This is a genomic window from Rhizobium sp. BK098, assembly GCF_014193155.1.
In the GTDB taxonomy this organism is placed as follows: Bacteria; Pseudomonadota; Alphaproteobacteria; order Rhizobiales; family Rhizobiaceae; genus Rhizobium.
The window spans coordinates 716,910-730,558 of sequence record NZ_JACHYY010000002.1 but is presented as its reverse complement, the minus strand read 5'-3'; the positions used below and the strand labels follow the sequence as shown (position 1 = coordinate 730,558).

The window sequence follows — 13,649 nt, the reverse complement described above, 5'->3', positions numbered from 1 at the left end:
ACGGCAATATCAATGACTGGGTTGCAGGTCTCATGCGTCTTTCCCGAACGACACTTTCCAATGCCTCGCAAGGCGTCCAGCCGGAGGGCGATCTCGACCCGGAGCAGGCGGCCGAAGAGGCTCGCCGCGCCGAGCAGATTGCCGCTCGCCGCGCGTTTCTGGAAGAGAAGATTCGCAATGCCCGTGAAGCCAAGCGCAAGGCCGAAGAGCAGCGCCGTGCCGAGGAAAAGCGCCTTGCCGAAGAGGTGAGGAAGCGCACTGCCGCGGCCCCGCCGCCTGTTGTGGAGGCGCTTCAGGCTGCCGCCGTTACGAGCGAACAGGAAATGCCGATTCTGCCGCAGGGAATCTCCGCGGAAGATCTCGCATCGCCCGGCTGGCAGAATGCCTTCCTGATGGGGCCGAACGTGCGCTTCACCCGCACCCGTGAAAATGAAATTATCAGCCGCCGTCCGCCTGTCGAGCCGAAGGCTGAGATCCGGCCGCAGGCTTCCGCGCACGCCGCGATGCGGGTCATGGAGCCGCCCGCCGTCGAGGCTCCGATCGCCGTCGTCATTCAGCAGCCGATGCAATCATCAGAGTTCCATCTGCCAGCGCTCGAAGACATGCCGTTGGTGGTGGAAGGCTATATTCCGACAGTAATTCAGAATTCCCCGGCAACCGAGCCGGACGCATTGGAGATGACCGTTATCGCTACCGCATTCTCGAAAGCTCCCGCGATCGCGCTGGATGCTTCCCCTGTTCAGTCAAGTGTTCCCGAGTCCCTAGCCGCGCCTGTGGTCGAGTCGCGTCTTGTCCATCTTTCCGATTTTGCATTCTGGGATGCGATGCCGTTCGACGGCGAATTCGTCTCTGCCCTCAAGGGCGAGCCGAAGCAGCCGGCGACGCCCAAGCCGGAAGTCGATGCCGAATCGATCATCGCCAAGTTCCGCGTCGTCGAGTGCCGCCGCCCGGCTGCCGCCGTCGAGCCGCAGCCCGTTGTCGTGCAGCCTCCGGCAGTCGAGATCGCAGCTCACGTCGAAACCGTTTCCAGACCGTCAGTGGTAGATATCAGTACACCGGCCATGGACGAGCTTGCCGCGCTTGAGGCTGCCGTTCTGGCCCCCGTCGTCGAGGCGGCCCCCGTCATCGTCGAAGCACCTGCTGCCGAGCCGCAGACTGTGGTGGCGCCAGCCGAAACATTCGTGCCGCCCGCTTTCGTAACCGCCGTCTATGGTGCCGACGCCGAAACCCGGCCCGCGTCTGTCATGGTCGTGGCGCCGATGCCGACGAAGGCCGCCGCGCCGGCTGTTGCCCAACCGGTCGCCAAGGCTGCGCCGACGATCCCCGCGGTCGAAGCCGCGGCGCAGCGCCTGATCGACGCGCCGCCATCGCGGATCTCGCCGCGCCGGCCCGCATCGCTGACGCCGCCCGAATGGCGACCGATCGCCCGCTCCGCTGACGGCGAATACGAGCTGCCGCCGCGCGAACTGCTACAGGAACCTGCCGTTCGTTCCGGCGTGATCATGACGCAGGAAACGCTGGAGCAGAATGCCGGCCTTCTGGAAAGCGTGCTGGAGGACTTCGGCGTCAAGGGCGAGATCATCCATGTCCGGCCCGGCCCGGTTGTCACGCTCTATGAGTTCGAGCCGGCACCCGGCGTCAAATCCTCCCGCGTCATCAACTTGGCAGACGATATCGCCCGTTCGATGTCGGCCCTCTCGGCCCGCGTCGCCGTCGTACCCGGGCGCAACGTCATCGGCATCGAACTGCCGAACGTCAACCGCGAGACTGTCTATTTCCGCGAAATGATTGATTCGCCCGATTTCGAGAAGAGCGGCTACAAGCTGGCGCTCGGTCTCGGCAAGACGATCGGCGGCGAACCCGTTATCGCGGAACTCGCCAAGATGCCGCATCTGCTCGTCGCTGGTACGACCGGTTCGGGCAAGTCGGTCGCGATCAACACCATGATCCTGTCGCTGCTCTACCGCATGACCCCGGAACAGTGCCGCCTGATCATGGTCGATCCGAAGATGCTGGAACTCTCTGTCTATGACGGTATCCCGCACCTCCTGACCCCTGTCGTGACCGATCCGAAGAAGGCCGTTATGGCGCTGAAATGGGCGGTGCGCGAAATGGAGGATCGCTACAAGAAGATGTCGCGCCTCGGCGTTCGCAACATCGACGGCTATAACAGCCGCGTTGCCTCCGCCAAGGAAAAGGGCGAGACGATCCATGTCATGGTCCAGACCGGCTTCGACAAGGGCACCGGTGCCCCGATCGAGGAGCAACAGGAAATGGACCTGACTCCGATGCCCTATATCGTCGTCATCGTCGACGAAATGGCCGATCTGATGATGGTCGCCGGCAAGGAGATCGAAGGTGCGATCCAGCGTCTGGCACAGATGGCGCGCGCCGCCGGCATCCACCTGATCATGGCGACGCAGCGGCCCTCGGTCGATGTCATCACCGGCACGATCAAGGCGAACTTCCCGACCCGCATCTCCTTCCAGGTGACGTCGAAGATCGACAGCCGCACCATTCTCGGCGAGCAGGGTGCCGAACAGCTCCTCGGCCAGGGCGACATGCTGCACATGGCCGGCGGCGGCCGCATCTCCCGCGTTCACGGCCCCTTCGTTTCGGACGAGGAAGTCGAGAAGGTCGTAGCGCACCTGAAGCTGCAGGGCCGTCCGGAATATCTCGATACGGTCACCGCCGACGAGGACGAAGAAGACGAGGAAGAAGATACGGCTGTTTTCGACAAGGGCGCGATTGCCTCGGAAGACGGCGACGATCTCTACGAACAGGCAATCAAGGTTGTCATGCGCGACAAGAAGTGCTCGACCTCCTACATCCAGCGCCGCCTCGGCATCGGCTACAACCGCGCTGCCTCGCTCGTCGAGCGCATGGAAAAGGACGGCCTGGTCGGCCCCGCCAACCATGTCGGCAAACGCGAGATCATCTCCGGTAACCGCAATGGCGGTGGCAACTCGGGTCAGGAAGACTTCGATTGATTGGACGCGCCGCAAAGCCGGCGCGACATGGGAACCAGGGTATGAGGCGGCTTTCCAACGGAGGCCGCCTCTTTTTATCAAACACGCTCAAGTTTGACATGCGGCATCGGCGGCAATTCGAAGCGAATGGCGTCATCTCGTTGTACGCGGCCGCCCTGCACGACAATGCTCATGATCCCTGCCTTGCGGACCAGACCGCCATCGGCATCCTTGTCGAGCACCGCATGCAGCAGTCCCTTCTGAAAATTGTCGATCTGCTTGCAGGGATTGCGCAAGCCCGTCACCTCGACGATCGCTTCCGCGCCGATATGCAGGCGTGTGCCTTGCGGCAGCGAAAGCAGGTCTATCCCTCGGGTCGCGATATTCTCGCCCATATCGCCCGGAGAAACGGAAAATCCCTTTTCGGCAAGCTCGTCGAACAGCTCTTCATGGATGATGTGCACCTGACGCAGATTGGGCTGGGTCGGATCGACCGCGACGCGCGAGCGATGCTTCACCGTCACCCCCATATGCGCATCGCCTTCGACGCCAAGCCCAGTCAGTAGTTGAATATGATCCTTGGCCTGCTTGCTGAACCCGTGCACGCCACTGCTGCTGACCGTTGTCACATATATGCGCTTGTCGCCCATGCCGAACCCTTCCATAAACGATCTGGATCTTTATAAATTGGTATATACCAATTTCAAGGCGACAGATTTGTGATGGAAGAGAAAAATCGAAAGGCCGAAGGTGTAAAAACTGCTGGAGGCTGGGCGACTGTCGCCGCGGAGCTGCGAAACGCCATCGATGCGGGCAGACATGCGCCTGGCAGCCGCCTGCCGAGCGAGCGGGCCTTGTCCGAACAATTCGGCGTTTCCAGGGTGACGATGCGGCGCGCGATTGCGCAGCTTGAAGGGGAGGGCTTGCTACGGATTGCGCGCGGAAGCGGCGCCTATGTCCGCGCCGACATGCCCGTCCGGTTCCAGCTGGGCGACAAGGTACGGTTTAGTAAGGATCTGACCGCGACGGATGCGAACCTCACGCGCAAGGTTTTTTCGGCCAGGGAAGTTCCGGCAAGCGTCGATATAGCTGCAAGGCTCAATCTCGAGCCGGGCGAGACGGTGCTGGACATGTGCGTGATCGCCTATGCCGACGCGCTTCCCGTATCCGTCGTCACGCGCAGCTGCTCGGCGAAGCGTTTTCCGGGCTTGGCGGAGAAGTTCGCTGCAATAGGCTCGTTCACGGCAGCCCTGAGGGAGTATGGCGTGATGGATTATTGGCGACGCTCCACCGACATCGCGGCTCGGATGCCGACGGAAGCAGAGGCGCGCCTGTTGCAGCAATCGCGCCTCGTGCCGGTACTTGCCTATGCTGGCGAGGACATCGATGCCGATGGCACGGTCATTTCCTGCCAGATCGGCTGCTTCGCTTCCGAGCGGGTCGTCGTCACGGTCTAAACCTCAGACCTTGAGGACCTTCCCCGGATTCATGATGCCTGCCGGGTCGAAGGCCGTCTTGATCCGGCGCATCAGGTCGATCTCGATCTCCGAGCGGATGGAAGCCAGTTCATCGCGCTTCAGCTGGCCGATGCCGTGCTCGGCCGAGATCGAGCCGCCATGCTGCAACACAAGCCCATGCACGATCTTGTTGATCTCGCGCCAGCGGCCGATGAACTCGGCCTTGTCGGCGCCGACGGGCTGCGAGATGTTGTAGTGGATATTGCCGTCGCCCATGTGGCCGAAGGCGCAGACGCGGGCGCCCGGCATGGCGGCGACAACGGCCTTTTCGGCTTCCGCCATGAATTGCGGGATCTGCGCCACTGGCACGGAAACGTCATGCTTGATCGAGCCGCCTTCCGGCTTCTGCGCGTCCGACATGCTCTCGCGCATATGCCAGATGGCTTTCTGCTGCGCTTCCGAGCTGGCGATGGTCGCATCCTGGATCAGGCCGGTCTCATAGCCCTGTTCGAGCAGCGTCGTCATCATCCGCTCGGCCGTCTCAGCCGAATCGGAGGTGGAGATGTCGATCAGCACATACCAGGGATGCACCGTCTCCAGCGGATCGCGCACGCCCGGTATATGCCGCGTGGTGAATTCGACGCCGATGCGCGGCATCAGCTCGAAACCGGTCAGTGCCGTGCCGCAGAGGCTGGAGGCATTCTTGAATAGCGTTAGCGCGTCATCGACCGATAGCAGGCCGGCAAAGGCGACCTGATGGCCAAGCGGCTGCGGAAAGAGTTTTAGCACCGCACCGATGATGACCCCGAGCGTGCCTTCCGCGCCGATGAAGAGATCGCGCAGGTCGTAGCCGGTATTGTCCTTCTTCAGGCGGCGCAATCCGTTCCAGATCTCGCCCGTGGGCAGAACGACTTCAAGGCCGAGGCAGAGCTGGCGCATATTGCCATAGGCGAGAACGGCCGTGCCCCCGGCATTGGTGGAAAGATTGCCGGCGATGCGGCAAGAGCCTTCCGAGCCGAGCGAGAGCGGAAACATGCGGCCATGCTCGGCTGCCGCCTTGTGGACATCAGCCAGGATGCAGCCGCCATCGACAATCATCGTATTGCCGACAGGATCGATATCGCGCACGCGGTTCATGCGTTCCAGCGATAGGATGATGTCCGAGCCGCCCTCGCGCGGCGTCTGCCCGCCAACAAGCCCGGTATTGCCGGTCTGGGGCACGATGGCCGTTCCGGTCTCGCTGGCGAGCTTGAGGATGGCCGAAACCTCTTCCACCGAGCCGGGCTTCAGCAGCATAGGCGAAGCGCCATGATAGAGCCCGCGGTTTTCCACCAGATGCGGCGCAATTTCCGCCGGGTCCCGCACGGCATGTTTTTCGCCGACGATGGCGGCGAAGCGATCGAGGAGGTCGGAAGAGGAGGCGGAGCTGCTCATGGCGTTTCCTTTGCCTGATGGTGTCGGGCCGATTTAGTCTCTAGGCGCGGCCGCGCGGCGCAGCCGGTCGTTGATAGCCTCGCCGAGGCCCTCGTCGGGAATATGCGAAAAGGCAATTGTCGTTGCACCGGTGGCATCGGCGCGCTTCATGAAGTCGAAAAGGTTTGCGGCAGCTTCCGAAAGATCGCCGCTGGCGCTCAGATCCAGCACAGCGACGGCGTTCTCGCTGCCGGGAATGTTTGGCGTGCCGAAGCGAATCAGCGCCTCGCTTGCGGAAACCTCCGTGGCGTCGAGCCGCACCGCCGCTCCCGGCGCATAATGCGAAGCAAGCATGCCTGGCGCCTCGATGGCAGCGGAGGCCTTCTTCTTGCGCTTCAGCGCCTTGCCGGCTACCCGTTCGATCTCGCTTGCCGCCAGCCCGCCGGGCCGCAGCAGGCGCATCTCGCCATCCTCAACCTTGACGATGGTCGACTCCACGCCGACGACCGAAGCCCCGGCGTCGAGGATGAGCGTGATCCGTTCTCCGAGATCGTCGTCCACGTGATCGGCGCTGGTGGCGCTGATCTTGCCCGAGGTATTGGCGCTCGGTGCTGCGAGCGGCCGATCAAAGGCGCGGATCAGCTCGCCGGCAAAGCCCTGGGGCACGCGGATGCCGACCGTGTCGAGCCCCGCGGTCGCCAGCGGATGGATGCCGCTATCGGGCTGGAGCGGCAGCACCAGCGTCAGCGGCCCGGGCCAGAAGGCTTCCGCGAGCTTGCGCGAGATGGGGTCGAAGACCGCATAGCGTTCGGCCATCGCAAGATCGCTCATATGGCAGATCAGCGGATTGAAGCGCGGCCGGCCCTTCGTCTCATAGATCCGGGTAATGGCGGCAGGGTTGGTGGCATCGGCGGCAAGGCCGTAGACCGTCTCCGTCGGCAGCCCGATCGGCAGACCCTCGGCAAGGGTCGCCGTCGCCACTTCTATTGCCATTTGCGGATGTTCGAGAATGTCTATGTGTCGTGCCATGGCCTGCCTGCTTGCAGTTCAGGCCGTTTCTTATGCTCTTCGAGTTTTCGGATCAATCGTCAAAGCTGGCGAATGATGTCGCGGAGCTGCTCGTTACGGGCGCCTAGGAGAAGAACGTTGCGGATGGCGATCTGCGGATCGTGGGTGTGGAACAGCACGCCGTTGCCGCGGATGTCGCGATTGATCGTCAGCTTCTTGTCTTCCGTGTCCTTGTCCGGATGGATGGCGACAGCGAAATACATCCGCGAATATTTGAGGCTGATGTCTTCGAAGAAGTTCTCTTCCTGGCCGATCCGGGCGAAGAAGTTGGCGATATAGAAAGCCCAGTTCACGTCCTCATAATGCGCGAACTGCGTCCGCGCCGCGGTCACGTGGCAATAGCCGAGATGCGGCGTGTCCTTCAGCGTGTGATGAAAGATGAGCTTCGGGAAGCGGATGGACCTATGGAAATTGTTGAGCCGGTCGTGGGTCTTCTCGCCGGCGTCCCTGAGCTTCAGCGCCGTACGTTCGGCCACCTGTTCGTGGGTGAGGTATTCCCGCTCTTCCGCCAGCCAATGCGGCCTGTTGCGGTTGATACGGCCGGTGCGCAGGAATTCGGTGTACCCCGTCGTCGATACCGGCTGCGCCGGTTCGGGCTCGGCGGGCTTCCCAGCGTCGAAATATCTGAGTTTGGCCATGCCGGATCTCGCTATAAAACTCTTTGGCGATATGATGAACCACGGAGCTTGAGCCGAGCTTGATCGTGCCGGATTGAAGGCGCCCCGATAGCGGCTCCGTTGGCGCTTTCTGCCGCCCAATTGTTCCCCTGATTGCCGGCCATTCGCTGACCTGTCGCAATCAGGATAAAGCGTCATTGGCGGAATGGATATGCGATGCTTTGACCATCTCCGATGCAAGCGCCCAAGTAATTGAATTGCCTGTCAATATTCTCACGCCATGCAACCGTCCTATCGTCCGGTTTCACCTGTCGTCAAATTCGAAGCCGATGTCGCATTGCAGCGCAGCGGCAGACGCGGCCGAGAGCTATGATGATATCAATCTCAAGGTGCCGTCTGCTAGGGAGACGGAGAATTGGGAAGCCGGTCAAAATCCGGCGCTGCCCCCGCAACGGTGGTGGAGTGAGGCATGGCGGATAAAGCCACTGGGCCGATCGGTCTGGGAAGGTGCCATGGGGTCCTGGCAACAGGGCCGCTCCAGAGCCCGGAAACCAGCCTTGGGCACATATGGTTTACTGACCGCGGCGGGCGGTCGGGGGATTGCTTTCGGCCGTTCCCAACGGCCTTGCATGTCCTCTGCTCGTCTTCCGGTATTGCGCAAGGATAGGCAAATGGATATCGGCAGCAAAGTTCTGCGGCAACTGAAGAACCACCGGACGGGTTTCAGCCTGGAGCAACCCTTCTACACTGATCCGGAATACTTCAAGCTCGACATGGAGACGATCTACTATCGCGACTGGCTGTTCATCGGCCATGATTGCGAAGTGCCGCGTGCGGGCAATTACTTCACCGTCCAGATCGGTGATTATCCCGTCGTCATCGTCCGTGGCCGCGATCAGGTCATCCGCGCCTTCCACAATAGCTGCCGTCACCGCGGCTCGCGCGTCTGCACGACCGAGCGCGGATCGTCGGCAAAGCTCGTCTGCCCGTATCACCAGTGGACCTACGAACTCGACGGCTCGCTGCTCTTTGCCCGACAGATGGCGGAGGATTTTGACAAGAGCCAGTATTCGCTGAAGCCGGTTCACTGCGAAAGTGTCGGCGGCTACATTTTCATCTGCCTCGCGCAGAACGCTCCCGATTTCGCACCGGTTCGCGCCACGATCGAGCCCTACATGGCCCCGCATCGTATCAGCGAAGCCAAGGTCGCCTTCCAGAGCACCATTATCGAAAAGGGCAACTGGAAGCTCGTCTGGGAAAACAACCGCGAGTGCTATCACTGTGCGGCCAATCACCCCGAACTGTGCCGCACCTTCCCGGAAGCTCCGACGGTTACCGGCGTGCAGGGCGCGATGAGCGATCCCGTCATCACCGAGCACTGGGCGCGCTGCGAAGCCGCAGGCCTGCCAAGCGAATTCAAGATCTCGCCGGACGGACAGTTCCGCACTGCCCGTATGCCGCTGATCGAAGGCGCCGAAAGCTACACCATGTCCGGCCAGAATGCCGTCAGGCGGCCGCTCTCGCCCGACGTGACGATCAACGGCATCGGCACTATGCTGCTCTTCCACTATCCGACGACGTGGAACCACATGCTCGGCGACCACGCGATTTCCTTCCGTGTCCTGCCGATCAGCGCCGAGGAAACGGCCGTCACCACGAAGTGGCTCGTTCACAAGGATGCGGTCGAAGGCGTCGACTACAATCTCGAGGAACTGACACACGTCTGGACCGAAACCAACGATCAGGACCGCCGGATCGTCGAGGAAAATGCCTTCGGCATCCGCTCGCCGGCCTATGAGCCCGGTCCCTATTCGGAAATCCATGAAGGCGGCGTCATGCAGTTCGTCGAATGGTACACGACTTTCATGATCAACCGGCTGCAAGGCGACCAGGCCAAGCTGTCGGCGGTTGCCTGAGCATGAACATGGCCGTCTCCCTTCCGCATCGCCATCTCGACCAAATGCAGCCTTGGAGCGACAGGCAGCATCTGCTCGAATGTCTCTCAGTCACGCCCGAAGCGCCCGATGTGATGACCTTCACCTTCGGGTCCGACAAGGACAACTGGTTCCGCTATCTGCCGGGCCAGTTCGTGACGCTGGAGCTGCCGGCGGCTCCGGAGCCGGTCATGCGCACCTATACGCTGTCGTCCACGCCGTCGCGGCCCTTCTCGGTCGCCGTGACGGTGAAGGCGCAGAAAGATAGCATCGGCACGCGCTGGATGTTCGAGAACCTGAAGCCGGGCATGCGCATCAAGGCTTTCGGCCCGCTCGGCGATTTCAGCCACATCCGTCATCCGGGCGAGAAATATCTCTTCGTCTCGGCCGGCTCCGGCATCACGCCGATGATGTCGATGACGCGGTATATGTCGGACATAGCACCGCTGTCTGACATTACTTTCGTCAATTGCTCGCGCAGCCCGACGGACATCATCTTCCGCTCCGAGCTCGAATATCTCGCCCGCTTCATGCCGAACCTCGATCTCGGCTTCATCGTCGAAGGCTGCGGCCGCACCGATCTCTGGTCGGGGCTGAAGGGCCGCATCGACAAGGCGAAGATCGGTCTGCTGGCGCCCGATTTCATGGATCGCACCATCTTCTGCTGCGGCCCGGAAGTCTTCATGGATGCCGTGCGCTCGATGCTCGAAGCGCATGGCTTCGACATGTCACGCTACCATCAGGAAAGCTTCCAGCCGGCCAATGCGGCGACACCGCTTGCGGAAGTCTCTGACGATGCTTCCGGCGAGGCGGCAACCACGATCCGCTTCACGATGGCGGGCAAGGATGTGGCCTGTGCGGCGGGCCAGACCGTGCTTCAGGCGGCGCGGGGCGCCGGCGTGCGCATCGGCGCCGCCTGCGAATCCGGCCTCTGCGGCACATGCCGGGTCATGAAGCTTTCGGGCGAAGTTGAGATGAGCCACAACGGCGGCATCCTTGATGATGAGATCGACGAGGGTTACATCCTCGCCTGCTGCTCGCGCCCGAAGACGGATGTGCAGATCGAGGCCTAGAGCCGGATGATTTTAGGTCTATTCGACCTAAAATCTGAATCCGCTCTAGCGCCAAAGAAGTAGAGCATGATGTCGTTCGAAAACCGCCCACACTTTTCGGCATCACGCTCTAGAAATCCTGGTAGTTCAGCTCATTAATCTCGACCGGCTTGGTTTGCGGGGTCGAGGCCGTGACGACGGGGTCGATCTCGAGCATGAGGGAAACGAGCATCTGCCGCGGCCCACTGCACATCTGTGCGAGCGCGATCGTCAGGTCCGGCGCGGGCAGCGGTTTCGCCGGCAGGAGATCGCCCTGCGGCCAGATCCTCGCGAGCTGGACCTTTGTCATCGGCACGACGTTGACGTCGATATCGGTAAGCGTGCCCGGGACCCGATAGGGGCAGCTTTTCTCCGAGCAATTGTCCGACGAAGCAAACTGCCAGATGGCATAATTGTCCCAATTGCCGAGTGGGAAAGTGCCTTTGACATCCGGCTTGTAGCGCGCATACCACAAGGGCAGCCGTGACAGCAGCGGATAGGTACCCCGGTGGTCGGCTATGTATCGCGCCGTGTTGTGATTGACGTAGAGAACGGGATAGCGGCCGGTTCTGACCTTGATGTGGGCGACATAGATCTGCGCATCGTCGAGCGACATGAATTGCGTTGCATCCATGCCGTCGATGTCGAGCACCATCAGCTCATCGGGTTGCGGATCGGCATAATCGAGAAAATGATTGGCCTGGTCGATCGGATTGCCGGGCCGCCCCAGATGATAGGCGCCCCATAACAGGCCATTCGATTTTGCCAGCATGCGGCGCGTTTGAAACAGCTCACGGCTGACGGCGTATTTGCGCCACATCGTCCTGCAATGGGCCACGGTATCGCCGCCATGGTCGCCGGTGCAACTGAAGCTTTCAGGAAGTCCGTCGGACGCCTTTGAGATGAAACCGGCAATCCGCTTGTCCTGCAGGAATGCGGCCCAGTCGATGGTGTTCAGCTCGTAAGCATCGACAATCAGGGCGTTTTTCGGGTCGCCCCAGGGCTGGCTCTCACCGGCCGAGGGCTTGGAGACCGGCCCCATCAGGGCCAGGATCGTCAGCAAGCTGTAAATGAGGAGGTTACTCTTTCGGTATCCTTTCATGAAATAATAGTAAGGATTGCTGGTTAATCTTGGGTTAAGAAAGCAATCACTATAAATTCATCGTGGAGCCTCCCGTAACTCCTTAAATCGGTAGGGATTTGAGGAACTAAATAACGCGCTGCAGCGTTTCTTGTCGTCTATTCGGATATGCGACGAAGCAGGCAGCGAAACCTTGCTCGGGAAGCATTCCCGACATGAAACGCTTACAGGCTTGAGTAGCAAGCCGAACCAGGGAATGGAGATGAAAATGCTTGGTTTCCGTGCAAAAATCGCGACAGCCGCCTTGACTGCTGCCGTCGCCCTGACGAGCTTCACACCGTCTTTCGCCATGCAGATGCCCGCCGCACCGGTCGTAAAACAGTCCGCGCCCAGCCAGGCCGCGCCTGATAATGTCGAGCAGGTACAGTGGCGTCATGGTGGTTACTATCGCCGCGGCTGGTATGGCGGCTACCGCGGTTATCGCGGCGGCTATCGTCATGGTTATCGCTATCATGACGGCTATTGGTTCCCGCTGGCTGCCTTCGGCGCCGGCGCATTGATTGGCGGCGCAATCGCCAGCCAGCCGCGCTATTACGAGCCGGCTCCGGCCCCGAGCGCCGGCATCAATCCGCGTCATGTCGAATGGTGCGAGGGACGCTATCGTTCCTACCGCGCTTACGACAATACGTTCCAGCCGAACTCCGGCCCGCGCCGTCAGTGCTACTCGCCTTATTTCTAAGCGGCGCTTCCAGAACTGCCAATGCCAGCCGTCCGATTTCCCGCCGGGCGGCTTTTTCATGCTTTGACGTCAGAGAATATTGACCCGCTTGAGCAGCCACCATGCCAGCAGTATGGAGGCGATGATGAAGCCAACCGCATATCCCGTACCGCTCGCTCCACCCGCCAGCGGCAGCCCCGATGTATTCATGCCGAAGAAGCCTGTCACCAGCGTCGGCGGCAGCAGAAACGCTGTCATGATCGACAGGATATAGAGATGCCGATTGATCTCGGAGGCGAGCTTGGAATCGATTTCTTCGTGCAACAGCCTCGCCCGTTCCTGCAGCGCATAGACGTCGTGTTCGACCGCTTCGAGGCGCCCCGTCAGCCGGCCAGCGACATCCTCGAAGCCGAGCGGCATTTCCTCATCGTCCGAGGCGGCGGCATGGCGCATCAGCGAGAGAACGGTGCGCAGATGGCGATGCAGACGCACGATGGTCCGGCGGATGGGCGGCAGCTTGGCACGCTCGTCGTGTGTCGTATTGCCATGCACGAAATCCTCGATGGCATTCAACTCTTCGCTAATCTCGATGACGACCGAGATCAGCGTTCGCTGAAATTCGACGACGATCAGCTCGAAGATATCGATCGGGCCTGAAAATCGCGCAGCATTCTTCTCGATCAGCACACGGGTCCGGTCGAGGCTGCGCAGCGGCTGCAGCCGGGTAGTGATCAGCATGCGATCGGTGAGGGCAAAATGCAGCCAGCCGATATCGTGTGTATTGTGGGCGAAGTCTCGCTGGAAATCGACCAACGTGCCGAAAAGCATCTGCTCGTCGACCGTAATGGTCGCATGGGTCTCATGCGTGGTCAGAGCGATGCGGGCGGCTTCGTTTAATCCGGGTGCATCCTCGAGAAAGGCGGGTACGCGCGCATCGACGAGATTGAGATGCAGCCAGAGAAAACCGTCATCGCTGAAGAGAGTCGAGCGATGGGTATCGTCGGGCAGACGCTCCGGCTTTGCTGCACCGGAACGGAGACGGTATGCCCAGATAAAACCGGGTATGATATTGACTGACGTGAGCGTGTTCATGGGGGGCATCGTTCGCTTTGTCTGAACAGTTGCCATAGTCTTCATTCATGACGGTTGTTTATGCAAGTCCGAGGTCCGATGGAATAATCGCGGACATTGGCGGCGCTGTCACAGCGATGCGGCGCTTAAGACCTAACTGAAAGCGGGGGGTGGGGGTGGAAATCAACATTTCCGCGGTTCGAGAAAATTGACGTTTACGTAAAAATAAA

General features: G+C 60.9%; 11 protein-coding genes and 1 riboswitch. Of the genes, 5 read left to right on the top strand and 6 right to left on the bottom strand.

All coding sequences use genetic code 11. From position 1 onward, the window contains the following. Positions 1-32: 32 nt before the first annotated feature. Entirely contained in the window at positions 33-2,990 is a 2,958-nt protein-coding gene (locus FHT73_RS08470) for a DNA translocase FtsK (protein WP_183710924.1), read from the top strand. Between the two features lie 77 nt (positions 2,991-3,067). Here FHT73_RS08470 and FHT73_RS08465 read toward each other — a convergent pair whose 3' ends face one another. Beyond that, entirely contained in the window at positions 3,068-3,619 is a 552-nt protein-coding gene (locus FHT73_RS08465; protein WP_183710922.1) for an MOSC domain-containing protein, read from the bottom strand. Positions 3,620-3,691: 72 nt separating this feature from the next. On the opposite strand from FHT73_RS08465, the gene phnF reads away from it, so the two are divergent. Beyond that, a complete protein-coding gene (phnF, locus tag FHT73_RS08460) occupies positions 3,692-4,426 on the top strand; it encodes a phosphonate metabolism transcriptional regulator PhnF (RefSeq protein WP_183710920.1) in 735 nt (244 codons plus the stop codon). A gap of 3 nt (positions 4,427-4,429) precedes the next feature. Here phnF and FHT73_RS08455 read toward each other — a convergent pair whose 3' ends face one another. From FHT73_RS08455 to FHT73_RS08445, 3 genes are read right to left on the bottom strand one after another with little or no spacing between them, the layout of a single operon-like run. Further along, on the bottom strand, positions 4,430-5,860 hold the full coding sequence (locus FHT73_RS08455; protein WP_183710918.1) for an FAD-binding oxidoreductase: 1,431 nt from the start codon (positions 5,858-5,860) through the stop codon (positions 4,430-4,432). Positions 5,861-5,893: 33 nt separating this feature from the next. Next, complete coding sequence (locus tag FHT73_RS08450; protein WP_183710916.1) at positions 5,894-6,868, bottom strand: L-threonylcarbamoyladenylate synthase; 975 nt, start codon at positions 6,866-6,868, stop codon at positions 5,894-5,896. Positions 6,869-6,927: 59 nt separating this feature from the next. Further along, on the bottom strand, positions 6,928-7,545 hold the full coding sequence (locus FHT73_RS08445) for a DUF6656 family protein (protein WP_183710914.1): 618 nt from the start codon (positions 7,543-7,545) through the stop codon (positions 6,928-6,930). Positions 7,546-7,894: 349 nt separating this feature from the next. Further along, positions 7,895-8,099: riboswitch (cobalamin riboswitch) on the top strand. Between the two features lie 96 nt (positions 8,100-8,195). Between FHT73_RS08445 and FHT73_RS08440 the strand changes: the two genes are divergently transcribed. Next, positions 8,196-9,440, top strand: coding sequence for an aromatic ring-hydroxylating dioxygenase subunit alpha (locus FHT73_RS08440; RefSeq protein WP_112606012.1), 1,245 nt, complete (start codon positions 8,196-8,198; stop codon positions 9,438-9,440). Positions 9,441-9,442: 2 nt separating this feature from the next. After that, positions 9,443-10,531, top strand: coding sequence for a hybrid-cluster NAD(P)-dependent oxidoreductase (locus tag FHT73_RS08435; RefSeq protein WP_112606009.1), 1,089 nt, complete (start codon positions 9,443-9,445; stop codon positions 10,529-10,531). Positions 10,532-10,640: 109 nt separating this feature from the next. Here FHT73_RS08435 and FHT73_RS08430 read toward each other — a convergent pair whose 3' ends face one another. Further along, positions 10,641-11,591, bottom strand: a complete 951-nt coding sequence (locus FHT73_RS08430; RefSeq protein ID WP_246712067.1) for a GH25 family lysozyme — start codon at positions 11,589-11,591, stop codon at positions 10,641-10,643. Positions 11,592-11,898: 307 nt separating this feature from the next. On the opposite strand from FHT73_RS08430, the gene FHT73_RS08425 reads away from it, so the two are divergent. Continuing rightward, complete coding sequence (locus tag FHT73_RS08425) at positions 11,899-12,369, top strand: BA14K family protein (RefSeq protein WP_183710910.1); 471 nt, start codon at positions 11,899-11,901, stop codon at positions 12,367-12,369. 69 nt (positions 12,370-12,438) lie between these two features. Here the strand turns inward: FHT73_RS08425 and FHT73_RS08420 are convergent, their stop codons facing one another. Further along, positions 12,439-13,440: a transporter gene (locus FHT73_RS08420; protein ID WP_112606095.1), complete on the bottom strand. Its 1,002-nt coding sequence runs from the start codon at positions 13,438-13,440 to the stop codon at positions 12,439-12,441. Positions 13,441-13,649: the final 209 nt, after the last annotated feature.